General features: G+C 39.7%; 18 protein-coding genes. 17 read left to right on the forward strand and 1 reads right to left on the reverse strand.

Translation table 11 applies throughout. The features are described from left to right. Positions 1 to 71: 71 nt before the first annotated feature. From U8519_RS07785 to U8519_RS07855, 15 genes are all read left to right on the forward strand, one after another. On the forward strand, positions 72 to 3,086 hold the full coding sequence (locus U8519_RS07785; protein WP_334329755.1) for a hypothetical protein: 3,015 nt from the start codon (positions 72 to 74) through the stop codon (positions 3,084 to 3,086). 378 nt (positions 3,087 to 3,464) lie between these two features. Further along, a complete protein-coding gene (locus tag U8519_RS07790) occupies positions 3,465 to 6,680 on the forward strand; it encodes a hypothetical protein (protein ID WP_334329756.1) in 3,216 nt (1,071 codons plus the stop codon). A 195-nt stretch (positions 6,681 to 6,875) separates the two neighbouring features. After that, a complete protein-coding gene (locus tag U8519_RS07795) occupies positions 6,876 to 7,082 on the forward strand; it encodes a hypothetical protein (RefSeq protein ID WP_334329757.1) in 207 nt (68 codons plus the stop codon). Between the two features lie 108 nt (positions 7,083 to 7,190). Next, on the forward strand, positions 7,191 to 10,193 hold the full coding sequence (locus U8519_RS07800) for a hypothetical protein (RefSeq protein WP_334329758.1): 3,003 nt from the start codon (positions 7,191 to 7,193) through the stop codon (positions 10,191 to 10,193). Positions 10,194 to 10,429: 236 nt separating this feature from the next. After that, positions 10,430 to 12,415, forward strand: coding sequence for an SLAP domain-containing protein (locus tag U8519_RS07805; protein WP_334329759.1), 1,986 nt, complete (start codon positions 10,430 to 10,432; stop codon positions 12,413 to 12,415). 288 nt (positions 12,416 to 12,703) lie between these two features. Further along, entirely contained in the window at positions 12,704 to 13,498 is a 795-nt protein-coding gene (sufC, locus tag U8519_RS07810) for a Fe-S cluster assembly ATPase SufC (protein WP_334329760.1), read from the forward strand. Between the two features lie 12 nt (positions 13,499 to 13,510). Then, a complete protein-coding gene (gene sufD, locus U8519_RS07815) occupies positions 13,511 to 14,794 on the forward strand; it encodes a Fe-S cluster assembly protein SufD (protein WP_334329761.1) in 1,284 nt (427 codons plus the stop codon). After that, entirely contained in the window at positions 14,781 to 15,998 is a 1,218-nt protein-coding gene (locus tag U8519_RS07820) for a cysteine desulfurase (RefSeq protein WP_334329762.1), read from the forward strand. Before sufD ends, U8519_RS07820 begins: the two co-directional genes overlap by 14 nt. Further along, positions 15,985 to 16,410, forward strand: a complete 426-nt coding sequence (gene sufU / locus U8519_RS07825; protein ID WP_334329763.1) for a Fe-S cluster assembly sulfur transfer protein SufU — start codon at positions 15,985 to 15,987, stop codon at positions 16,408 to 16,410. Before U8519_RS07820 ends, sufU begins: the two co-directional genes overlap by 14 nt. Before the next feature lie 18 nt (positions 16,411 to 16,428). Further along, on the forward strand, positions 16,429 to 17,871 hold the full coding sequence (gene sufB / locus U8519_RS07830) for a Fe-S cluster assembly protein SufB (RefSeq protein ID WP_334329764.1): 1,443 nt from the start codon (positions 16,429 to 16,431) through the stop codon (positions 17,869 to 17,871). A gap of 540 nt (positions 17,872 to 18,411) precedes the next feature. Next, a complete protein-coding gene (locus U8519_RS07835; protein WP_334329765.1) occupies positions 18,412 to 18,843 on the forward strand; it encodes a hypothetical protein in 432 nt (143 codons plus the stop codon). Beyond that, the gene (locus tag U8519_RS07840; protein ID WP_334329766.1) at positions 18,827 to 19,411 is read left to right on the forward strand and encodes a WxL domain-containing protein; all 585 of its coding nucleotides are present in this window, start codon (positions 18,827 to 18,829) and stop codon (positions 19,409 to 19,411) included. The genes U8519_RS07835 and U8519_RS07840 overlap by 17 nt, the downstream gene beginning before the upstream one ends. A gap of 40 nt (positions 19,412 to 19,451) precedes the next feature. Further along, a complete protein-coding gene (locus U8519_RS07845) occupies positions 19,452 to 20,147 on the forward strand; it encodes a WxL domain-containing protein (protein WP_334329767.1) in 696 nt (231 codons plus the stop codon). A gap of 52 nt (positions 20,148 to 20,199) precedes the next feature. Further along, the gene (locus U8519_RS07850) at positions 20,200 to 21,231 is read left to right on the forward strand and encodes a DUF916 and DUF3324 domain-containing protein (RefSeq protein WP_334329768.1); all 1,032 of its coding nucleotides are present in this window, start codon (positions 20,200 to 20,202) and stop codon (positions 21,229 to 21,231) included. Between the two features lie 352 nt (positions 21,232 to 21,583). Beyond that, positions 21,584 to 21,742 (forward strand): hypothetical protein, encoded by a 159-nt coding sequence (locus tag U8519_RS07855; protein ID WP_334329769.1) that lies wholly within the window; start codon positions 21,584 to 21,586, stop codon positions 21,740 to 21,742. Here U8519_RS07855 and U8519_RS07860 read toward each other — a convergent pair. Continuing rightward, positions 21,729 to 24,068 carry an HAD-IC family P-type ATPase gene (locus U8519_RS07860; protein WP_334329770.1) on the reverse strand — a complete coding sequence of 780 codons (2,340 nt, stop codon included), beginning with the start codon at positions 24,066 to 24,068 and terminating at the stop codon, positions 21,729 to 21,731. The genes U8519_RS07855 and U8519_RS07860 overlap by 14 nt on opposite strands. An 85-nt stretch (positions 24,069 to 24,153) precedes the next feature. Between U8519_RS07860 and U8519_RS07865 the strand changes: the two genes are divergently transcribed. Further along, the gene (locus tag U8519_RS07865) at positions 24,154 to 24,816 is read left to right on the forward strand and encodes an HAD hydrolase-like protein (RefSeq protein WP_334329771.1); all 663 of its coding nucleotides are present in this window, start codon (positions 24,154 to 24,156) and stop codon (positions 24,814 to 24,816) included. Between the two features lie 6 nt (positions 24,817 to 24,822). Beyond that, positions 24,823 to 25,641, forward strand: a complete 819-nt coding sequence (locus tag U8519_RS07870) for a hypothetical protein (RefSeq protein WP_334329772.1) — start codon at positions 24,823 to 24,825, stop codon at positions 25,639 to 25,641. Positions 25,642 to 25,650: the final 9 nt, after the last annotated feature.

Below are 25,650 nucleotides of genomic sequence, written 5' to 3' on the forward strand. Positions count from 1 at the left end.
TTTGTGTAAACATATATCACGATATTTTGATAAATTATTTAATTTTAGACATAAGCCAGCAGGGGGCAGTTATGAAAAAATTAAGTTTATTTTTTTTCACTTTTATAATGATATTTTTGATGTTAATTGGGATTAAGACTACAAATGTTGATGCTGTAACTATTACTACGGATGATCAAGCAATGGATGCCGCACCTGACGGATTACAATTAGGAGATTTGAGCAGCGATAATTTATTTGAACTAGGATCTCATACTGATGGCAGTGATTCTTCCATTTACAAAGGCGATGTTCTTCGTCTTACTCAAGTAAGTATCCCTAATCAAGTAGCTTCAGTTTGGAGCAATGAATCTCGAGAGAACTATATCGATACTGGTCAAAAGCAAACCTTGTCGGTATGGTTGTACTTCGGTGCCAATATCGGTGGTTCAGAAGGTATGGCTCTAGTATTGCAAAATGATAAAAATACCACAAATGCTATTGCAAAAGATGGCAACAACATTGCCGGTGGTGAATCAATGGGCGTTTGGGGCAGTGATGTGTCTAATAAAAAAGACAAAAGTGCCATCGCTGCTTCAGCAATTCAAAATAGCTGGGCTCTAGAATTTGATGGCATCGTTAATTCTTCTGGTAATAATAGTTATGAAGATTATGATAATGGTACTCCGGGCAATAGTTTCGATGATTATCAACCAGACCCTCTCAATAGACGTATAAGTGATCAACATATGGCTTGGGCTTATCCTGGCAGTCCTGATAGCTATAACTTACTGGGAAATGTTAGTTCTGGATTTTTAGGAATGGATAAAACCAATTATTACGAATTACTGCATAATGATATTGACCAAGTGCCATTAAATTTTGCTGCAGATGCATCTCTAGCCTGGCATCACTTGATCATTAAGTACACACCACCTACAGATGCCGATCCTGATGAAGCAACTTTGGAATATAAGTTCAATGACAAATCTTTGAATGGTTATGCCCAACACCTCAAGACGGGTCAGACTTACGTAGATCACACCTTGAATCTTAAGCTTTCAAACTTAGGTTTGAAAAAGGGTGATCCACTCTTATACGGTTTTACAGCTGCTAATGGTAGTAGTCAGGACAATTCAGAATTGAATTCAATTGTATTTGAAAGTATGCCATCAATCGTTGATGCTGATGAAAATGCCTATGTAGTTGATGAGACTAATAAGAATAAGATCAGCTCGAGTAACGATGTCATGACAGATGACGATAAGAAACTACCCGATACCACTACAGTTCATCCCAAAGATGATTTAACATTCAATTACATGATCAGATACAATTCTGGTAAAGAAGACTTGGCTGATCCAATCGCAAAGATTGATTTGCCAGATAATATTAAATTGACAACTGATACTAGTGGCAATATCGGTAAGATAGTTTATGCAGATGGTAGCAGTGATCCAATTTCTTCAGGGACTGTAGATGGTAATACGGTAACAGTTAAAATTAATAAAACTTTGACTAGTTCATTTAATACCGCCAAGGTTGTACTTAATGCTACCGCTGCTGACGTACTTGATGATACTTCATCACTTAAGGTGGAAGCATCACATGCCAAATTTGAAAGTAATAATTATATTGCCGACGTTCAAACACCGGAGTTTAGTATTATGGCTCCCCAGGATAATCTAACTATTACTAAGACTTCAACCGATCCAGTAACTATTTCACCGAAAGGCTCAACTAACTTGACTGGTACCATGAAGTTTGATAATCAAGCCAATGTTGATAATAGTGATATGGATATTTATGTCTCAGTCGATGGCGGAGAAAGCAAGATATATAAGGATACTGCTAGTGATAACGGCAAGTTCTCGATTCCATTCGGCAGCTCCGATGTTAAGCAACATAAGATCACGGTTCAAGTAGTGGACGATAATTATACTTCTGCTAGCGGGATAAAAGACGTTATCGCTTCTAATAAGTTGACCTACACAGTAAATGTTCAAGATCTAGCATTGATTGCATCGTCAGATTCTCTTTCAACGACGATCTTGAATCAGACTAGTGTACCAATGCCAGCAATCACAGCCGAATACAATGATGGTTCTGATATTTCAGGCTCTGACTTAAGCATAAACTATACTATTTCTAACCCTAATTACGATAGTGGCAATCCTGAATCGGGACAAGCTACCGTCAAGGGAATCGCAGAATCAGAATCTTCTGAGACACAATTATCGTATGATATGTTGATCGATAATTCTGATGATCCCGGCTTAAAAGTCGGTAAGAATACGATCAAGGTTACTGTTGCTGACGGTGCAGGTCACACTTCCAATGCCTTGACGTATGTCATCGATGTTCAAGATAAGAATCCAGTCTTGTCATATGGCGACGGGACAGACGGCAATATTACTCAAATGGGAACAGATGATACGATCGACTTTCCAATCAAGTCCGCATACGAAGATAACTTGAGCTTTGCGCCATCAGACTTGACTTACAGCGTATCGGTCGATGGAAAAAAAGTAGCAGATCTGCCTAAGAGTTCTGATGATGCGTCAACCACATCATATGATTCAACCATAGAGTTAACTCAAGCAGCGTTAGGAATTGATGATCAAACAACACCAACTCATACAGTTACCTTCAAAGCAACTGATCCATACGGACGTGTTTCGAACAAACTAACATACAATCTGAAGATGATTTACAAATCAGCCAGTTTGACGTATAAGGATGACTATTCCTTTGGGGCACTTAACCAAAGTCCAGAAGAACGGATAGTTAAGAGAACTAGTGACTGGGATATAGCAGTTAATACGATCGATTCACCTTATCAATTGACCGCTAGTGCTGGTGATCTGACTTCTGATAACCAAACCTTAGCTGGTCAACTTATCTATGTAAATCCTAATAGTAGTCAAGTAACATCAATGAATTCTCCAGTCTTAGTGAGTGAGAATGACAATGATACGACTAATAGTTATAGTATTTCCAGTAAGTGGGGCAGCGATGCCGGCGTCTTGTTGGAAGTTGATCCTAATGCTGTGGCTGGTTCTTATAGCGGTAAGATCAAGTGGAATTTGACGGATAGTCTTGATTAGAAATAATAAAAAATTGACATTTTTAAATAATGCCAATTTTTTTATTATTTTTTGGAAAACGGTTACATCGTTATATTTATAAATGTCTAAACATGTGATATAATGTGTTTATACATATTATATATGAAGGGTAATTTGGGTAGGCTGTGGTTAGATGATAAAAATTTAAACATTGAGTTTTTTAAGAATATACAGATTTAATATTACACGTTTTGCAATTCATCTAGGTTTTTAGCCCAGTCTGGATTTTGCTTTGTAGTTATCGTGGAATATTAATTGAAATTTATTAAGTGTCTTCAATAACTATAAAGATCATAGGAAACGTAATTTTCCATGGTCTTTTTTTGTTACCACCATTATCTGGGGAGTGAATATCTCATGAAGAAAGGTTTAGTTGGGTTTGTACTTGCAAATATAGTTGTATGTTTGGCAATAGTTTTTGGGACCGTCTCAACGGTACATGCCATATCTTATTACACAGATAAGGATGCTCTGCCATTGGCACCAATTGGTATTCCAATTGGTAACTTGAGTGATGATGATCTATTCAAAGCCGGAGCTGGTAGTGATGATATGAAGCCCAAAATTTACGAAAATAACAGTTCAATGATTTTGTTAACTGGTGAAGGTAGTCCGTCGGGAGTAACCTCAGTATGGGCTAATAAGGAACAAGATAACTATATTGATATTACTCAGAAACAGACATTAACAGCTTGGCTTTATTTCGGTGGATATAGAGCATCAACTGATGCTGGAGCTGAAGGTATGGCACTAGTATTACAGAACTCTGGTTATGATGCGATTGCCAGAACTAAGAGCGGTGGAGACGTTGCGGGTGGTGAATCACTTGGTGTCTGGGGTAGTGATAAGGCGGTAGAAGCCGAGGGAGGAATCATTACTCAACTTTATGATCTTAATACGGCTAAGAGTACTCTGAATGACATGGCAAAATCAGCACTTCAGAAGAGTTTTGCCTTGGAATTTGATACTCATAGAAATGGTGGTAAAAGTTCCTCAGAACTGGGTACAAATGGATCAAATTTTGATTCATACCAACTAAATTATCAGGACACTGGTGGCGCCAGAAGTACACCTGATCAACATGCAGCATATGGCTATCCGGCCGCAGAAGAAATGTATTATAAATCTGGTTACAACAGTTATCCTGTAAGCGTAAGTATTTTTGAACGAGAGGCAGAGTTTCCATTCTATCTTCTGAATCACAGAGGAATAGAGGAACAAGATTTCGCTAACAATAATTCGGCTGGAGATTCTTGGCATCATATTACTATTACCTATAATCCAGCCACCGCTACTTCTAAGCCCACTTTAACCTATGTTCTAAACGACAAGTTAATTGATGGTAGAGCCCAAGGCTCCGGTAGTACTGGACAAGCTGAATATGACAACAAAGTTGAATTAGACATGAGTCAGTTTGGAACTATCAAGGATAACAAATTGTACTACGGATTTACTGGGGCTACAGCTGCCTCTGAACCAAGCACTGAAGCAATTGTATTTGAAAGTATGCCTTCGATCGTTCAGATGGAGGCTAACGCTTATATCGTTAATAAGACGACAAACAGTAAGATCAGCAATAATACCGACTTCATGGATGACGAGACATTAAAACTCGATGATACCGAAAAGGCACACCCAGGGGATGATTTAAGATTTAATTATTTACTACAATACGAATCAGGTAAGCAGCAATCTAAGGATGTTGTTGAGACGATTGAAGTTCCAGAAGGTGTATCAGTTGTAACAGATAATGATATCGGTAAGATCTATTATTCAGGTATTGACAATGCCACTGGTAACAAAGTTACTAAGTCAGTTGATATCGATCGGATCAGTTATGATCCAAGCACTAGAAAAGTAAAAGTGGCCATTGAAGATATGGGTAAGACCGACGACAATGATATTTATTGGGAAACAGCGAGAGTAGAACTTAAAACGACAGCAGATAAGATTCCTGATGGTCAAACCAAAACGACCGTTCCAGTAGGACATGCGGCAATTTCTGGTTCTAACTATGTTACTGATACGGAAACACCACAATTCGATGTTGTGAATCCTTCCGATACTTTGATCTTGACTAAGACCAAAGGTGATGGTGACTATAAGTCTAAGGACCTAGTTTCACTAGAAGGAAATATGGAATATGGATCAAAGAAGACCTTGGATCCAAAGGATGTTACTATGATTTATCAAGTTGATAATGATGAAGAGATACACGCGATTGACACCGACCAACCAGCATCTGGGACAGTTCCGTTCTTTCTTAAATTAGAATCACTATCTGAAGGGGAGCATACAATTACGGTCAAAGCCGTGTCCAAGGCTAACGATGATATTATTAGTTCTAATGTCCTGACTTATAATGTCAACATCGATGACCGTGAATTAATAATTACACCTGATAATCAGAATAGAACCGTGGATGATGATGGTATTCAAAAAATAACAGGAACGATCAAGTTTAGCGATGGTGCAAAAGTAAGTCCTAATTTTACCAAAATGTATGGCTATTTAATCGATGGTAAAGGTAATGAACAGACCCCAACTTTATTGAATGGTTCAACTATAGATTATGAGTATAATAGTGACAATACTGAAGCTAAATATACTATTGAACTCAAGCCAATTGGATATCAAGGTTTAGGGAACGTTAATCCAAATAGTACAAAGGGATTAACAGAAGGAGAGAATAATTACACAATTGCTTTCTCAATCTCTGCCATGAGAGACGATAGTACGACAATTAGTACGTATAAGGAAGATGTCAATTATAAGATTAACGTTCCAGAACTGAAAATAAGTCTTTCCAATGAAGGTCATGAAGATATAACAGCTCTAAAGATAAATGATTTGAAGCTACCCGCAACTTTGAATTACAGTGATCCAGATCATAAGTTCAGTCCTAGATATATGTCATCACAAGGTTATATGGATGGAATAATATCCAATGGTTCGGTGATTTCTAATGATATCAACGATTATTCTAATGTTACGGGAGAATATAAGATCAATAATGGTATGGGATTGCCGATCAGTGGTTCTGGTTTTGATAAGAACAAAAAAGAATTTGCGGCAGAGTATTATGTACTTGATCCATATTTGCGAAAATCTAACACTGTCTATTACAACGTAAAAATAATTACAAAATACGTTCAATTGACAACAGGTAAAAATTACAGCTTCGGTCAGCACGTCGTAGATCCGGAAATAACGGATTACATTAGACGGAGTGGAGATTGGAATCTGAGTGTTGATAGTGTAATGAGTCAATGGAAGTTGACTGCCTCCGCAACAAACTTTGTTCGTAACAATGCCAATGGCGGTATTGCGAATATATTGGATGGTAATATGGTTTACATAGATCCGAATAACGAAAACAATATTAGCACGTTGAATACGGGTTCGAATGGTAATCCGGTTGAGATTGCTGAACAGGACGAGCCACTGACTGCAACGACTGACATTTCTAGTAGTTGGGGCGATGAGACTGGTATTCTGTTGGATATGAACAGTGCGGCTATAAAGGGTAGTTATACTAGTACGATTTCATGGAATTTGACTGATAGTATTTGATTCTGGTTTTGGATTGGGATTGGGAGGTAGTCCGCTTCTGGTCAATTTTAATAGTACAAACAAAATAGCACATCACGATATAATTTTGTGGTGTGCATTTTTTTGCTCTGAGAAAGTATAAAATTTTAACAGTAAAGTATTAGTGGTTGCTAATAAATACAGAAGTAATACAAGTTTAGCTGATGATGGTCAACAATGGAATCCGCCGTAAAAGTGTTCTTAGCGATTTATCGCTTAGAACACTGGACGACTTTGAAGACTACAGGCTTCAAAGCGAGGCCGAAGACGAAGACTGAGTCCGGTCCACGGCAGATGGAATTGTTGACCATCATCAGCGGCATCCATCCACCATCCCCCACACCCTCAAAAAACAAAACAATACAAAAAGTCAATATAAGATAAAAATAATTACACAAATAGATGTTTATACATATTGAATATATAGCATAATGTAATTATAAATATATGTTTAAACACGAGCAAAACCATATTAACCAGGGGTGTCTTAATATGAAAAATGTTAAAGGGATTATACGTGGAATTATTTTCTTATTTGCTTTTTTAGCGGCTGCCATGACGATAGGTGATCGAGTTCATGCTACACCTGATTGGTACTATACCGATGAACAGGCAATGGCCGTCGCACCTGAAGGCATTACGATCGGTAGCTTGTCCGATCCCAATGCGCTGTTTGTTGCGGGTAAGTATACCAAATACATGCCTACTATTTCTGATGGTCATATTATTCAAGTAGCAACTACGAATATTACTAACTCCACATCGGCTATTTGGAGTAATAATACAGATAATTATTTTGATGTCAGTCAAAAACAAACTATCTCAATGTGGATCTATATGGGAGCTTACGCAAGTGCTTCGCAAGGATTGGTTTTTGTACTTCAAAATGGTGATGAAAATGCGATCGCGACTGATGGTAAAGGAAATATTGTTGGTGGAGAAACTATCGGTGTATGGGGAGACGATAGTACGAAAAGATCTACTCCTGATGCAGTAGCGAAAACAGCGATTCAGAAGAGTTGGGCATTGGAAATAGATAATGTCAGAAATGGTGGAACAACTTTCGAATCGGGTGAAAGAGGTGCAGCGTTTGATAGTTATCAAATCAATTGGTCGCCACAGAGAAGTTTAGGTGAGCAACATGTGGCGTGGGGCTATCCTGGTGATATCAGCACATATTATCAAATGGGTAACGGGGGCTTGTTCAATGATTACTACTACTTACAAAACCATCAAGATCCCGAGAATTTAACTACTAGAGGTAACCAAAATGAAAAATTTGCTTGGCATCATGTGATCGTTACGTATACACCGCCAACAGATGGTTCAGACAAGGCAACTTTGAATTACAAGATAAATGATAAAAACCTGAAGGGAATAACTTATTCTAATGGTCAATACATCCCTGAAGGACAAGAACAGATCTCTAAGAATATCATGTTGGATCTAGGTAAGTTCAAACTAGATGGCACCACAAAATTAAGATTTGGATTTACTTCTACTTCAGCCACTGCCAGTGTTGGTGGCTTTATCGGCGCTGATACGAAAGTGGTTTTTGAAACTATCCCTGGACTAGTTCAAGCTGATACGAATGCTTATATAAAGAACAAGACTACTTCTTCCAAGATAATTGAAACAGACACTAGTAAGACAAGTAACACCGATCCGTCCTTATTCGGTAATAATGATGACTTAAGCTTGGCAAGCAAAAAAACAGTTCATCCTAATGACAAACTGTCGTTCAAATACTTAGTCAATTACCAGTCAGGAAGATCCGAGATCAACGATGCTAAGGCAACCATTTCATTGCCGGATAATGTGAAATTTGAAACTGATCCAACCAAAGAACTAGGAAAGGTTACTTATGCCAATGGCGATGAACAAGTTATTTATGGTCAGACACCGACCGTTGGAACTGATAATGATGGTAATGAGATCAATAATATAAGCTTTGATTTGGATGATGATTTGGGATTGTCCAACAAACTAGCAACGATTGAATTGTACGGTCAGGCGGCAGATTTGCCGACAGGTACGACTTCATTGCACGTCAAATTATCTCACGCACAGATTAATAGTGATCAATATATCGCTGACTTGGAAACTAAAGCTTTTGATATTGTGGCACCAGCCGATACTTTGAAGATAACCAAAACTTCTGAAGATCCAGCTACGATCTATACCGGACAGACAGCAACATTGACTGGTGATATGAGCTTTGCCAGTCAGAAGGCGATCGATAATAATGATATGGACATTCATTATTCGATCGATGGTGTGGATCAGGATATTTGGAAGGACACCTTGAGTCCGAATGGTAGCTTTGCTATTAATTTAGAAAACCTAAAAGGCGGCGCACATGAGGTCAAAGTATACGTGGTCGATCCTAATTATTTGTTGGATGATGGTACGACCGATACGATCACTTCTAATACGCTGACGTATACCATCAATGTCGAAAGCAAGAAACTGCAGATTGCTTCGACTAATGATGACCAGTTAGTAGTTGCTGGTAACGCTGACGTAGGGATCGATGGTACGCATAATTATAATGATAATTCTAGTTTTAAAAACGATGATATGACGCTGCATACGATAGTGAACGACCAAGAGACAACTAAGCAATTGTCCGGTGCTAGTGAGATAACTTCAGGTAATTTCACCACTAATATAGAAGCAACTGATCTTAAGTTAGGCGATAATCCAGTGACGATTTATATGACCGATAGTGATGATCTTAAGTCTAACGAGTTACACTTCACCGTGAATGTTCCTAATACTAGTTTGATCCTGACGCCTGATGTGACTGATATTACAACGTTATTATCAGAAACAGCTATTATGGGTGGAACGATCAACTACAGTGACAATGCGTCGTTTAAGAATTCTGATATCACGTTGAGTATTTCCGTTGACGGAGCCACACCGTATAACTATGCACTGACGGGTGATACGATGGGTGCCAACAATCATTTCACTCACGAAAAACCTGCTCAAGGACTAGGCGATGGTGAGCATACCGTAACGATCACAGCTACTGATGGCTTCGGTAGAACTTCAGATCCAGTGGACTACCATATCACAGTTATTGACAAGTCATTGAAGTTAGACAATGATCCCAGTTACTCATTCAGTGCGATCAATGCAAGTGCCGAAACTCGGATCTTGCCACGTCTAGGTGATTGGAATTTGAAAGTTGAAAGTGTCAATTCAACTTGGGCTCTGAGTGCCCAATGTACAGATCTAGTCGAAACTAACACTGATCAGAGTTTGGCCGGTGGTTTGATCTATACGAATAAGGCTGGAGCGATTCAATCATTGAGAGATAGCCAAGTCTTATTAGCGTCCGACAAGACTATCGACAGAGATAAGGTCATTACTGATGTTGCAGGTCAGTGGTCACAGGACAACGGTATTTTACTAAAAGTTCTGCCTAGCCCAGTGGCAGGTAATTATACCGGAACGATTTCTTGGTACTTGACCGATAGTCTGTAAAAAAACAAGTCGTCGAGAAGATGGCTTGTTTTGTGCTTTAATGAATTAATAATTAGTGATATATGGCAAGTATGAATAATAAAATATAAAAATTAAAATTTATTTAAAAAAGTTCGAATTAACTTGCTTTTTGGATAAAAACTTCAACATTTTTACTGAAAAATTGATAAAATGTAAGTGTAGTTATATTTTTAAGGAAATTATCAAATAAAACATTAAACAGGGGGAATTATTTTATGGGTAAGATAAAAACACTGGCTCTAACTAGTATTATGCTTTCCAGCACTGTACTTGGCGCTAGCCCTTTAATAGTTCAAGCAAAAACAACCGCAGTTCCATCAATTACTGCAACTAGAGCATTAACAGAAGCAACAACAACTACACCAACTGCAGCTAAGGGAACTGCAACAACATTCGCCGATTTGAAGAACAATGCAACTATGAAGGTTGATCCGATCTTCGGCAAGTCAGGATCAGATTTCAATACTGATCTAGCTAATGAGTTGAACATTACTACTTCTAAGACCGATACTACACAGATCCCAATGACTGTTGTTGATAGCAACAAGTTTGGATTTGCGACAAAGGTTACATTTACTAGTGGTGATACAACTAAGACAGTTAACGTTCAATATAAGTATGCTAAACCAACCGTATCGTTCAGCAATTCATCACAAGTGATGAACTTTACAACTAAGACAGCACCTGCACAAACTGACTTCTATAATGCTGTTGTAAATAAAGACGTTACAGCTGAATCAACTAATGGTACTGATGCCAAAGGTGTAAAGAATAAGACAACATTATTAACCGATATGTCCACGAGTGACATTACAGATCCAGGTACATATACCGTTACATACACACCAAAGGATAATTACACTACTGGTGATGCTGTTAATAGAACTATCAATGTATTTGGTGAGCCAGATTGGACACAACTTGCTAATAGATCGATTGCAATTGGTGATACAAATGCGATCGATACTCCGTATATTATTAGTAATGCACAAGGACAAAAGTTTAGCGTTGCCATCACAACAGGTAAGGATACTTTGACTTCACAAACTGAGGCCGCAGATGATAATGCTGTTACTTATACTGCCACACCAATTGATGCTAATGGAAACATTGTTAATGATTCTTCAACTGGTGAACCTATGGCAACTTCGACGCACAATGCAACAATTACAACAGTTGACCCAACAAAGACTACTGACGCTATTCCATACACAATTTCATTCAAGAATGCCGATGGTAATATTGTAGGAACTACAACAGGTAGTTTTGACTCAACTGCTGATACAAAAACTATTACTATTGCTGCTCCAGAAGGATTCAGCTTGAAGAATTCAGATGATGCAACATATACCGTTGATACAACAGATTTCACTAAGACACCAATTTCTAAGTCAGTAGACGTTGTTCCAGCCACATTATCATACACAGTTAACTATATCGATAAGGACAGTGGTAAGACTGTTAATACAGCAACAGATACTGGTACATATGGTTCATATATCTCTCTAAAAGCTCCAGAAGGCTATGAACTAGCTAATGTTGTTGATAGAGGATTCACGTTGAAGACTGACAAATACGTACGTGACGTGTACGTAACTAAGTCAAACGTCCCATACGTAATTACATTCTTAGATCAAGATACAGGTAGAACGATCGGTATCACAACCGGTGAAGGTGCTGACGGCGAGGATGTCACATTAACAGCTCCAGATGGTTACAGCTTCATTAATGCTGACGATATCCAAATGACGATCAATAAGGATAATCCTAACAAGTCGATCGAAGTTGCACCTAATTCTTCCGACTTCTTGGGCACATTGACGACATATCCAAACAATGGCTACACTGACTTGTATTCAAGCAAGGGTACATTGTTAGATGACGTTGTTCTTTCAGACAATTCCAGCTGGATTACTGACAAGAAGATCTACATCAATGGTGTGAAGTACTTCCGTGTTGCTACAAACGAATACGTTAAAGCATCTGATGTATATCTATACACACCAATGTCTAAGATTGCTCAAACAAACGGCAATACTAATACTAAGGTTTACGACTCTAAGGGTAACTTGCTAGATGACCGTGCACTTGCTACAAACAGTGCTTGGAAAGTCGACAAGGCTGCTCGTATCGATGGTAACAAGATGTATCGTGTTGCTACTAACGAATGGGTCAACGCCAAAGATGTTACGATCCTCTAATTTCTATATACAATAGGAATTAAAAAAATATATAAATATTCCAAAAGCTAGGGTTTAACCTAGCTTTTTTTTGTGCTCATCGTGATACACTTAACTTGTTGATTGTAAGTCTATAAATACCAAAACGCCTCTAAAATCGGTTAAAAATCACCCTTGACTTTTCCCTTTATATCAGCAGGTTAAGCGTATTCAAAAATATTACAATCGAAAGTTAAATTTATATCTAAAAGGCATTAAAATTATGCCTATAAAATACTATAATAAAGACATCACAATGGAGGTTAGATTATGTCCACATTAGAAGTCAAAGATCTACATGTTTCAGTTACAGATGAAGAAAATGGTAAAGGCCAAGAAATTCTAAAAGGCGTTAATTTAAAAATGAGTACTGGTGAGATCCATGCCATCATGGGTCCTAACGGAACTGGTAAGTCTACATTATCAGCTGCGATCATGGGTAACTCTGCCTACAAAGTAACTCAAGGGGATGTTTTACTAGACGGCAAGAGTATTTTGGATATGCCAGTTGATGAACGTGCTCGTGCAGGTTTGTTCCTAGCTATGCAATATCCAGCTGAGATACCTGGGGTTACAAACATCGAATTCATGCGTGCTGCTATCAATGCTCGCCGTGATCCTGACGATCAAATTCCTGTTAGAAAGTTCATCAAGATGTTGGATGAAAAACAAAACATCTTGGATATGACTGACGAAATGTCCGGCAGATACTTGAACGAAGGATTCTCTGGTGGTGAGAAGAAGCGTAATGAAATCTTGCAACTATTGATGATCCAACCTAAGTTCGCCATTCTCGACGAGATCGATTCAGGACTAGATATCGATGCCTTGAAGGTCGTTTCACGTGGTGTTAACTCAATGCGCGGTGATAACTTCGGATCATTGATCATCACTCACTATCAACGTCTATTGAACTACATCGTACCAGACCAAGTACATATCATGATGGATGGCCGCATCGTCCAAAGCGGCGGCCCAGATCTAGCTAAGAAGCTAGAAGACGAAGGTTACGCAGGAATTCGTGACGACTTAAATCTTGATGTTAAATTGACAGATGAAATATAGGAGGGATTGGATATGCGACCAAGTTTACAAGACAAATACATGGACGATGTCGTTCAATTCTCTCACCAAAATAACGAACCAGATTGGTTCACGAAAATTAGAACTGACAATCTAGTTAAGTCATCAGATTTGTCATTACCTAGATATGAAAAAATCAATTATCGCAGTTGGAGATTAGATCGTCCAACTGACTTCAATGTTGAAAGTGTCGCCACTGCTTACGCTCCCGCAACATCGAAGAATTACATTATTCAAGCAGGAGGCAAGACACTCGATGTCCACCTGCAACCAGAACTAGCCGCTAAAGGTGTCATCTTAACTGACATCTTCACAGCTATCAATGATTATCCAGAACTTATTCAGAAGTATTATATGACCAAAGCCGTCAAAGCTGATGACAACAAACTCACAGCAATTCATGCAGCAATGATGAATGGTGGGATCTTCCTATACGTTCCTCATGATGTGAAGGTCGAAGATTCGATCCAAGCTACCTTCGTTCAAGATGACGGCATCAAGCGTGACTTCAATCAACACGTGTTATTAGTCGCTGAAGCTAACTCTGAAGTAACTTACTTAGAGAACTTCATTACTAATGGTGACGCTGAAGAGAATAAGGCCAACATCGTCGCTGAAGTTGTCGCTGGCGACAATGCTCGAGTTCACTATTCAGCTTTGGATCAATTGAGTGAATCGACAACTAGTTACTTGAGTAGACGTGGTATCACTGGTGCCAACGCTCGAATCGACTGGGCGATCGGCTTCATGAATGACGGTAATGTTATCGGTGACTTCGGGACTGACTTGTTAGGTGACGGTTCACATACTGAAGCCAAGGTCGTTGCGATCACAACTGGTGAACAAGTCCAAGGAATCGATACTAAAGTAACTAATTATGGTCGTCACACGATCGGCCACATTCTCCAACACGGAGTTATCCTTGAATCGTCAACATTGACCTTCAATGGTGTGGGTCACATCGTTAAAGGTGCACAAGGATCAGATGCCCAACAAGAGAGTCGTGTTTTGATGCTGTCAAGACATGCCCGTGGTGATGCCAACCCAATTCTCTTGATCGATGAAAACGACGTTACTGCCGGCCACGCTGCCAGTGTTGGTCGTGTCAATGAAGAACAGATGTATTACTTGATGAGCCGTGGTATCGACGAAGCTACCGCACAACGTCTAGTAATTAGAGGTTTCTTGAGCAGTGTTATTACCGAGATCCCTGAAGAAGAAGTACGTGATCGTTTGACACAAATGATCGAAAGGAAGTTAATCAATGGACAACAATGATTTTCCCATCCTCAAGCAAAAGGTAAACGACGAAGACTTAGTTTATCTAGACAATGCCGCAACTACTCAAAAACCCAAAGCCGTTATCGAAGCCATGGAGAAGTTCTATTACCAAGATAACGCCAACGTTCATCGTGGTGTCCACACACTAGCTGAACGTTCGACTGAGATGTTTGAAGCTGCGCGTGAAAAGATCCGTGCTTTTATTAACGCTAAGTCATCTAAAGAAATTATTTATACCAAAGGAACGACTGATTCCTTGAATATGATCGCCCAAAGTTACGGTGAAAATATCCATGAAGGTGACGAGATCGTGATTTCGATCCTAGAACACCACAGTAACTTGATCCCTTGGCAACAACTAGCTATCCAAAAAAATGCTAAGTTGAAGTATATCAACTTGACCGATGACGGCGAGTTAGATATGAAACAAGCTGAAGAACTTATCACTGATAAGACTAAGATCGTTTCAGTAGCTCATGTCTCTAATGTTCTCGGTGTGATCAATCCAGTTAAGAAGTTAGCTCAATTAGCTCACCAACATGGTGCGGTTATGGTAGTCGACGGGGCACAGTCGACACCGCACATGCCGATCGATGTTCAAGACTTAGATTGCGACTTCTTCGCCTTCTCCGGACACAAGATGCTGGCAGAAACTGGTATCGGGGTCTTGTATGGTAAGGAAGAATTGCTCAATCAGATGACGCCAGTCGAATACGGTGGCGAGATGATCGAGTTCGTTAAGAAGTACGACACTACTTGGAATGAATTACCTTGGAAGTTTGAAGCTGGGACACCTAATATCGCTGGTGCGATCTCACTCGGCTATGCGATCGACTACCTCAATGGAATCGGGATGCAAAAGATTGCTGACTACGAACACCAAATCGTCAGTTATGTCTTACCGAAGTTATTGGCAATCGATGACCTAGAAGTCTACGGACCAAAGGATCCTGACAAGCACACGGCGGTTATTTCCTTTAATCTCAAAGGACTACATCCGCATGACTTGGCAACAGGACTAGATATGGAAGGTGTCGCTGTTCGTGCTGGTCATCATTGCGCACAACCATTGATGACTTACTTAGGCTTGTCCGCCACAGCACGTGCTAGTTTTTATTTCTATAATTCATTAGAAGATGCCGACAAATTAGTTAATGCAATTATTGCAACAAAGGAGTTCTTTAAAGATGGCACTGTCTAGAATGGATAATTTATATCGACAAGTTATTTTGGATCATTCAGATAATCCCCATCATCACGGTGAACTATCTGATAAGACCAATGATATTGAATTGAAGAATCCCACATGCGGGGATGTTTTAAAACTTGATTTAAAAGTTGAAGACGGCAAGATCCAAGACGCCGCCTTTAGCGGTTACGGTTGTACGATCAGTCAAGCTTCTGCCAGTATGATGACCGATGCGGTTATCGGTAAGACGACTGATGAAGCTGAAGATATGGTGCAGACCTTTTCTAACATGATCATCGGCGAGGATGTCGATACTGATATCTTGGAAGACGCTGCTACATTGCAAGGTGTCTCTAAGTTTCCTGCCCGTATCAAATGTGCAACTTTAGCATGGAAGGCTTTGCACAAGGCCTTGAACAAATAATCATAGGAAGTGAAAAAGATGCCAGAAACAGAAAATACTAAGAATAATGAAGAGGCTGTGTCATCAGTTAAAGATCTTGGTTTGAATGATGACTATGATTTTGGCTTCCATGATGATGTCGAACCAGTATTCTCAACTGGTAGAGGCTTAACTGAAGATGTTGTTCGTGCTATTTCTAAGGAAAAGAACGAGCCACAATGGATGCTTGATTTTCGCCTGAAGAGTTATGAAATTTACAAGAAGATGCCAATGCCTGCCTTCGGACCGGACTTGTCCAAGCTTGATCTGAAGAACATGCGTTACTACCAGAAGGCAACTGATAAGAAGTATCGTGATTGGGATGACGTGCCAACAGAATTGAAGGATACCTTCGATCGTTTGGGTGTTCCTCAAGCTGAACGTAAGTACTTGGCCGGTTCATCAGCTCAGTACGAATCAGAAGTTGTCTATCACAACATGCGTGATGAGTTCGCTAAGTTTGGTATCATCTTCACCGATACTGATACAGCCTTGCGTGAATATCCAGAATTGTTCAGAAAGTGGTTTGGCAAGTTAGTACATCCAAACGACAATAAGTTTGCGGCCTTAAACGGTGCCGTTTGGTCAGGTGGATCATTCATCTACGTGCCAAAGGGTGTTAAGTTGGATATTCCAATTCAGTCATACTTCAGATTGAATGCTGAGAACAGTGGACAGTTCGAGCGTACTTTGATCATCGTTGACGAAGGCGCAAGTATTCAATACGTTGAAGGCTGTACAGCACCAAACTACCAAAGTGATAGTTTGCATGCGGCTGTCGTTGAAGTTTACTCGCAAAAAGATGCCTACGTCCGTTATACGACGATTCAAAACTGGTCGAACAATGTTTATAGTTTGGAAACTAAACGTGCCCAAGCTATGGAGAATGCGACAGTTGAATGGGTCGATGGTAACTTAGGTTCTAAGATCACTATGAAGTATCCTAGTGTCTACCTTGATGGTGAAGGTGCTAAAGGTACGATGCTCTCGATCGCCGTTGCTGGTAAAGGTGTTGATCAGGATGCCGGTGCACGTATGATCCACAATGCTAAGAACACTTCGTCTTCGATCGTTTCGAAGTCGATCTCAAAAGACGGTGGTGCAGTCGATTATCGTGGTACTGTCAGATTTGAGCGTAATTCTGACGGCTCTAAGGCGCATGTTGAGTGTGACACGATCATCATGGATGAGGAATCCAGTTCTGATACGGTGCCATACAATGAGATCTTGAATGGTAATGTTTCGATGGAGCACGAAGCGAAAGTTTCGAAGGTTTCGGAGGAACAATTGTATTACTTGATGTCTCGTGGATTGAGCGAGGCTAAGGCTACTGAGATGATCATTATGGGATTCGTGGAGCCATTTACTAAGGAACTACCAATGGAATATGCCGTTGAATTGAACCGTTTGATCAGTTATGAGATGGAAGGTACTGTTGGTTAGGAGTGTGATTTTCTTTTGCTGCCTCCGAACAAAAATGTGAAAGTTGCTGTGGGACCGCTTGGAGCTGAGATTTCTAAGCTCAAAATTCGTCCAGTTAATTAAGCGATAAATCGCCTAATTAACTATCACTGCAGACTTTCTCATTTTTGCTCTCCGGCTGATTTGATATATATAAGATGATTGTGAGATTTCTTTCTCATAGTCGTCTTTTTTTGTTTGGGTTGGGTGGCAATTTGCCTACTCTCTGGTTAGTTGTTGGTGATTTTGTTGAAGCTTGTTGATTGTGGTTGGATCTCTCGTTGATGCCTTTGGTATCAATGAATTTGGGCGTTTAATAATTTTTATAATCAAGTATTATCGGCTGTTATATTTATATATTCATGTAGTTTATTAAATAAAAAACAATTGTGATATAGTAAACAAGCTTTGAAATGTTGTATAATCATGGTGTTAGAAGATATTAAATTTATTGTGCTTTATTGATAATTATCTAACTTAATAAAGTATCAATTGCTCGATTGTAACTTTTGGAGGGATGCGATGCGTAAAAAAAGTGTTTTTTTTATACTGCTTGCCTTTTCAATGTTCTTGTTATTTCAGTCACAAACTGAGATCGTGAGAGCTGACCAACAATCCAGCTACTACGACATTACTCTTACTTCTAATGATACTGGCGGTAGAAGTAGTAATGATAATAGTGGCGGTACCATTGCTAATCACAGTGAAAATGGCAATGAAGTTACAAATGGTGACAACGGCGGGGATAACCAAGTCACTAAGGCTCCTGGAACAACTGCAATACAAGCCAAAAGTCAGCCTAATATATTGACTGGCTTGTTACCACAAACAAGTAATGAACAAGAAGGCCTTCTATTAGGGGTACTGATCTTGATTATCATGTTGTTAGGTTGGATTATCTATCTATTAATAGAGGGTAAAAGAGGGAGAGATTCAGATGAGAAATTTAATTAAGACTACGACGATTTTAGGCGCTTTGGTATTAGGCGTCTCGACTACGGGAGTTGCTGTTAATGCGGCACCAATCAGCAGTGGCGATACTACTACTGCAAAAGTTGGATTGACATCAGACGAGACGGACAAGGTGACCCTTACAAATGCTCCGAATATTGATTTCGGTTCTCAAAAGATTGGTACTGAACCTTTAACGCTTCATGCAGCCAATGTTGATGATAATATTACGGTTTCCAATCCAGGTTTGGGAGCAGGATGGATTGTTACACTTTCTAGCACACCATTTACGGATGGTGAAAAGACATTAAATAATGCAGAACTTTCTTTTGCACCTGGTACTGTAAAGTCAGAAGAAGATGATAACCAAAGTACAGCACCAACAGGAGCTGCTATTACTTCTAACGGCGCTGATCAAACGATCTTCTCGGCCTTACCTAATACAGGTATTGGTATCTGGAATAATACTTATGCCAATGAAGATATTACTTTGGATATTCCCGCTGGTAATCTTGCCGGCAATTATACTTCAATATTGACATGGACATTAACTGACGGACCAGCATCATAATAATTCTCAAAAATAAAATAAATTTCAAGAAAGGACGATAATGCGACGTGATCTTGTGCTATATGGCTCAATACTACTAAGTATGATATTGTCCTTTTCAGTTTATTCGACTTCTGTATTGGCGACCGATACACTGACGACTTATGCAAAGGTCGGGCTGGTTGAACCGAATACTCCGACTGATCCTAATGATGGTCGTGATCCTTATGATCCTAATGATCCATATCCTGGTGATGATAATGATTCTGGGAATAACGAAACGGGTTCGGTGGGAAAATTAACTTTGGATTATGTAAGTGATCTGCGATTTGGTTCTTATCAGCAGAGACAAGGTGGTCTGATCGCAACACTTCAGAATACTCACGCAATGGTGCAAGTTACGGATGCTCGTGGCAATGGTAACGGTTGGACGCTACAATTGAAGCCTGATGAATTGGTGGGTGAACAGAGCGGTTCAACGATCGACGACGGGTATTTGTACCTTGGTAGTCTCGCTATCAACAAGTCTAGTGACAACGCTAGTGCATCGCCAGTGTCGAAAACTCTCAAGATCCCTCTAGGGACGTATGAAAATATTGTCGTGGCTCCAGTTAATACAGGTCTAAGCACTTGGACGATTGGCTTCAATCAGGACAGCGACTCACCAACACAGTTGGTTTTGAATGATATCAGTAATGCTCCAGCCGACCATTATGTTGGTTCATTAAGTTGGTCCTTGACCAATGCACCAAGTTAGTTATCCTTATTAATATAAGTGGGGTTTTAGTTTACAAGAGGGGAATCATAGTATGAAAAAATTGTGGGCAGCTTTGGGTATTTCGATAGTTGCGTTGTTGGGGATATTTTTTGACAGCCAAACTGTTCAGGCTGAAAATTTGAATTTTTCAGTCTCTGCAACTCAAGCAGATAACCAGATCGATAAGAAGATAACGTATTTTGATTTGTTGGTGAAACCTGATCAAGGTCAGGATCTGACGATCAAGATCCAAAATACTGATTCGCAGGAGAACAAGTATCGAGTCTCCATCAATCGTGCCGGGACTAATCGCAATGGGGTAATTGATTATTCAACTCATGGCGTTGCCTTGGATAAGTCATTGAATCCAAAACTTAATTTGGAAAGCTTAGTGCCAGCTCCAACGACGGTCAAAGTTCCGGCTAATTCTACCAAAGAGTACACCTTTCATTTGAATGTACCTAAGAAGTCATTCTCAGGTGTGATCCTAGGTGGAGTTAGAGTACAAAAGGTTCAAGATGATGATAATAAGAAGTCGAAGGGTGTTTCGATCGTCAATCAGTACGCCTATGTAATAGGGTTACAGCTGCAGTCCAATCAGGATTATGTAGCACCTAACATGAAGCTGTTGAATGTCAAAGCCAAGCAGTACAATGGCAGGAACTACATCAATGCTTATCTTCAAAATCCCAAGCCTACGATCATGCATGACTTGAGTATTAAGGCTAGAGTCAATACTAAAGGTACCAAGGACAAGATCCTCTCAACTACGAAGAAGATGATGACGATGGCACCAAACAGTAATTTTGGTTTTCCGATTGAGACTAACGGTAAGACACTCAAGTCTGGTAAGTATACTTTGATACTTGATGCAACGGCTGAAAAGGGCAAATATCATTGGCATTTTAGTAGAGACTTTGCGGTTACGAACAAGCAGGCAAGTAAGCTGGATAAGACATCAGTCGATACACACAGCGAACCGAACTACTTCATGTGGATCGTAATTGCGATTATTGTAATATTGATCTTATTATGTATTATTGTTTATTTGAATCAGAGAAATCAGAAGAATAGGCGGAAATAGGGATTGTGTTTTTTCCGCTTCCGGTCAGCAGTAATTCCATCTGTGCTGACCTCCAGCTAAATTGAATTTGTATGTAAAATACGTATCACTGAAATTTTCGTGATGCGTATTTTTTATTCTTGAAATAAGGAGAATGTTGAATATGAAAAGAAATTACCAACGCCCTCTGATTTAAAGAAAATTGAAAAGGAAAATCCTGATTGTACAGTTACACTTGTTAGTGTGGACTTAGATAGAACTGCCAAAATTATTAAATAAAAAAGCCATCGATGAAATATTTTAATTCATCGATGGCTTTACGAATAGATTCACTAAGTATTAATAACTTCTATCTAGCTGACGCTGGGAAACAATGGAATCCGCCGTAATAGTGTACTTAGCGATTTATCGCTTAGTACACTGGACGACTTTGAAGCCTACAGGCTTCAAAGCGAGGCCGAAGACGAAGACTGAGGCCGGTCCACGGAAGATGGAATTGTTTCCCAGCGTCAGCGGCATCATTTCCAATTGATCTTGCTAAATACTCGACGTCCCAAAACCTCACGCATAAACATAAACAACGGCCAAGAGATCAGGAAGATAGCAAGATACATGTAACTGTATTGCCAGATCAAAATACTCTGCAACCCGAATGCCTTGTCAGTAAACATAAATGCCAATAAGAACAACGCAAACGAAATAGCAATCATAATCTTTTTCCGGATTATCAACGGATTACTGATCGAGATCAAAGCACAGTAGCCGATAATACCGATAGTGAAGACAGATAAGGTTGAAGTCGTGTGGTATGACAATCCCAAGTGATTGCCAATGAAGTAAACCGCACTGATCATCAGAATATTGACGATAGCGGACGGTAAGGCAATCTCCATAACGTTTCTCATGAAACGCCCAGCTGGTGGAGTATAGTTTGGCTCCAGCGCTAGGATGAAGGTAGGAATACCGACAGTCAGCGCATTGACCGGTGTCAATTGTGATGGTTCGAATGGATAGCCAGTACCGAGAATAATGAACATGATCGACAAGACGACTGAATAAATAGTCTTGATCAGATATAAGGAAGCGACACGTTCAACGTTGTTGATAACTCGGCGTCCCTCATTAAGCATGAAGATCATTGAATCAAAGTTGCGGTTCAATAATACGAAGTCGGCAGTGGCTTCGGCGGCGTCACTTTCACCAGCAATCGCCACACTACAATCAGATTGACGCATGGCGAGCACATCGTTGACACCATCACCGGTCATACCGACAGTCAAGCCATTGTCCTGCATTGCCTTGATCAAATCAGCCTTTTGAGCCGGGCGGACACGACCGAAGACACGGTATTTCATAACTAATTTTGTGTAGTCGGTATCATCACTTACTTGACTCATATCGATGTAACTGTTGTCAGCATCGATCCCCGCTTGGGCAGCCACGTTAGAGACGGTAACAGGATTATCACCTGAAATGATCTTCAAGTTGATACCTTGATTCTTTAGGTAAGAAAAAGTCGTTGGTGCTTGTTTTCTAACTTCATCGGAGATCTTTAATAATCCAACGAGCGTTTGAGTACTATTCGACTCTTTAAGTACCGCTATAACTCTAAATCCTTGCTCTGCTGCCGTATTTATTATTTTGGATATACTTGTATCGGTATCTTTAATAATGAACTCAGGAGCCCCCATGATGTATCTGGAGCCATCTGCAGCTACGAAGCCGGAATACTTGGTTTCAGATGAGAAGGGAATTACTTCGGTCACTTTTTCGGAGAAACTTTTGACTTTTAGTTTGAGGATCGCCTGCGCCGTGGCGTTAGTCTCCTGCGTTACTTCAACTATCTTAGTAGCGATCGCTTGAACTTGATTTGAGCTGTAATTATTATAAGATAAGGTATCTTTGGCAGTGAGCTTACCGGTGGTGATAGTACCGGTCTTATCCAGACAGAGGGTGTCGACTCGAGCGAGAGTCTCAATGGCACTTAAAGATCTGACGAGGATATTCTTCTTCGACAAGTTGTAAGCACCAGTTGCCAAGGCAATCGAGGTCAGAACGACTAGTCCTTCCGGAATCATACCGATAACGGAAGCGGACGTCCTAAGGATCGAAGTTGAGACGTCACCGTTCTTAAGAAATGATCGGAAGAATAGCATTAGCCCGATCGGGATAATCGTATATGTTAGAATCTTAATGATATTATTGATGATCTTCATTAAGACACTGACCTTGCGCTTCTCTTTACCGACAGCGTTAGACAATTGAGAGATGAAGCTCTTCATACCGACCTGTGTCAGTTGGACCTTAGCTTGTCCAGCTACAACGAAACTTCCGGAGTATACTTCGTCGTCAACTTTTTTGACGATCGTATCAGCTTCACCGGTAATACTGGACTCATTAGTTTGCAGTCCATTGACTGAACGAATGATACCGTCAGCCGGGATCGTATTCCCACGCTTGAGTATGACGATATCGTCTTCGACTAGGTCATCGATAGCGACTTCACTCTTCTTGCCGTCACGGATCACGGGGAAGTCTTGTTCATTGACCAAGCTGATCTTATCGACGGTCAACTTGGAGCGGATCTCTTGATAACTTCCAATAATGATGTTGGCGATCACTGGTCCTAAGAAGAACAGATTACGATAGGAGCCAGTCCAAAAAATCAAGATAGCAATAGCTAAATTGACAAAGTTAAAGAGAGTGAATAAGTTATCCGCCAGTATCTTAGGGATCGGTCGGGATAATTTTTTGATTTGAACATTTGTGAGGCCGGCATTAGTCTTTTCTTGAACTTGTTTATGACTTAGTCCGGCATTAATATCTGTGAATGTTTTGGGCCTTTTTACTTTTACCATTTACACACCTGCGACATTATTTAATAGATGTTATAATTGTTTCTACGTATTAAATTTAACACTAACACAAAAGGATGAAATTAATTTGAACAATTTATTTTTCGATTTAGACGGAACGATTATTAATTCCGAACAAGGGATTATGAAGAGTTTGAAATATATGTATAAGACAGTCTACGGATACGTTCCACATGACGATGCCACTTTGCGTAAATTCATTGGTCCAACTCTGGGAGCATCATTCAAGAAGTATGACCATCTAGAATTGAATGACCCTAAGGCACAAGAATTGTTTAAAACTTTTAAAGATTACTATGCAGTTGATGGTTGGCAACAATATCAAGTGTATGATGGTATCGTAGATATGATGAAGGAATTGAAAGCCGGCAACAAAGAAGTCTTCGTTGCGACTTCAAAACCTGAGATCTTCGCTAAGAAGATCATCGATCAAATCGGCTTGAAACCATATATCAGACACGTTTTTGGTGCTAGTGAGGACGAACAAACTCGCACTCTTAAGGAAGACGTGATAGCATATGGTATCAACAAAACGTCAGTAGACTTAAATTCTGACAACTTAGTTATGGTTGGGGACCGTAGCAGTGACATAGTGGGGGCACATAAGAATAATCTCAAAGCCATCGGGGTAACATACGGTTTTGGGACACATGATGAGCTAAGTAAGGCTCATTCTGAATGGATTGTGAACACACCGCAAGACATTGCAAAACTAGCTATGGAGAAGTAGTCAATCATGAGTAAATCATTATCATACAATCGTCACGGATTCACCTTAGTCTTATTATCAATTTGTTTGATGATAATCGTCTTTTTGGGTATCACTCTATCGACGGTATTCAATCGAGATTATGTAAAAAAAGTCGTTAGCAGCGATGCTAATGTATCTTTGATACGCAGTTATACTAACCAAAAACTCGGACGATTGGTCAATAATTATTCAGAAGTCGGCAGCTTGTCAGCTACTGATATGAGTAAGAGTGATATAAAAAAGATTATTAATGCATCCGTTGACGATGTATATAATGACGATACAAAATTAACTATTGGTGATGTTATTTTACAGACTATTGGCGATAACCTCAAGAAAGAGGCTAAGACTAATGGTGTGAACATCGATTCTGAGATCGATTCGGTAGTTAATAACAACAAGGGTATCATGGATCAGATCATCCAAGACGATATCGGACCGATCGAACAAGTGCTGTCTGAATTGCAGACGCTAAAGAGGATGGTCAAACTAACAATGATCGCGGCAGGAATAATTTTTGTCCTGTTAGCTTTGCGATTGTGGTCCAAGGTCGGCTCGAGTATGATGTTCTTCCATCATATTGGTACAGTTGGCATAATCACTTCGATCTTACTGGCTGTGCTACTAGCCGGTACGTACTATCCACTACAAGACCTCATTGCGAGCAACATAGAATACAATCTGCGTGATGTTTTGTATAATATTCTCAACGGTATATTCCTAAGTTATATATCTATCGTCTTTATGCTATTCATTTTAAGCATATTGGACTGGGGAAGTACCACGAAATACAAATACAGATAGTAGAGGTGC

Source organism: Companilactobacillus sp. HBUAS59699, from assembly GCF_036913575.1.
GTDB lineage: Bacteria > Bacillota > Bacilli > Lactobacillales > Lactobacillaceae > Companilactobacillus.

Bases quoted from the DNA above. Each gene is read 5' to 3' on its own strand.
- U8519_RS07845 (WP_334329767.1), top strand. From the start codon at position 19,452: ATGCGACGTGATCTTGTGCTATATGGCTCAATACTACTAAGTATGATA.
- sufU (WP_334329763.1), top strand. From the start codon at position 15,985: ATGGCACTGTCTAGAATGGATAATTTATATCGACAAGTTATTTTGGAT.
- U8519_RS07795 (WP_334329757.1), top strand. From the start codon at position 6,876: ATGGAATCCGCCGTAAAAGTGTTCTTAGCGATTTATCGCTTAGAACAC.
- U8519_RS07870 (WP_334329772.1), top strand. From the start codon at position 24,823: ATGAGTAAATCATTATCATACAATCGTCACGGATTCACCTTAGTCTTA.
- sufB (WP_334329764.1), top strand. From the start codon at position 16,429: ATGCCAGAAACAGAAAATACTAAGAATAATGAAGAGGCTGTGTCATCA.
- U8519_RS07805 (WP_334329759.1), top strand. From the start codon at position 10,430: ATGGGTAAGATAAAAACACTGGCTCTAACTAGTATTATGCTTTCCAGC.
- sufD (WP_334329761.1), top strand. From the start codon at position 13,511: ATGCGACCAAGTTTACAAGACAAATACATGGACGATGTCGTTCAATTC.
- U8519_RS07835 (WP_334329765.1), top strand. From the start codon at position 18,412: ATGCGTAAAAAAAGTGTTTTTTTTATACTGCTTGCCTTTTCAATGTTC.
- U8519_RS07785 (WP_334329755.1), top strand. From the start codon at position 72: ATGAAAAAATTAAGTTTATTTTTTTTCACTTTTATAATGATATTTTTG.
- U8519_RS07820 (WP_334329762.1), top strand. From the start codon at position 14,781: ATGGACAACAATGATTTTCCCATCCTCAAGCAAAAGGTAAACGACGAA.
- U8519_RS07790 (WP_334329756.1), top strand. From the start codon at position 3,465: ATGAAGAAAGGTTTAGTTGGGTTTGTACTTGCAAATATAGTTGTATGT.
- U8519_RS07840 (WP_334329766.1), top strand. From the start codon at position 18,827: ATGAGAAATTTAATTAAGACTACGACGATTTTAGGCGCTTTGGTATTA.
- U8519_RS07860 (WP_334329770.1), bottom strand. From the start codon at position 24,068: ATGGTAAAAGTAAAAAGGCCCAAAACATTCACAGATATTAATGCCGGA.
- U8519_RS07800 (WP_334329758.1), top strand. From the start codon at position 7,191: ATGAAAAATGTTAAAGGGATTATACGTGGAATTATTTTCTTATTTGCT.
- U8519_RS07855 (WP_334329769.1), top strand. From the start codon at position 21,584: ATGGAATCCGCCGTAATAGTGTACTTAGCGATTTATCGCTTAGTACAC.
- U8519_RS07850 (WP_334329768.1), top strand. From the start codon at position 20,200: ATGAAAAAATTGTGGGCAGCTTTGGGTATTTCGATAGTTGCGTTGTTG.
- sufC (WP_334329760.1), top strand. From the start codon at position 12,704: ATGTCCACATTAGAAGTCAAAGATCTACATGTTTCAGTTACAGATGAA.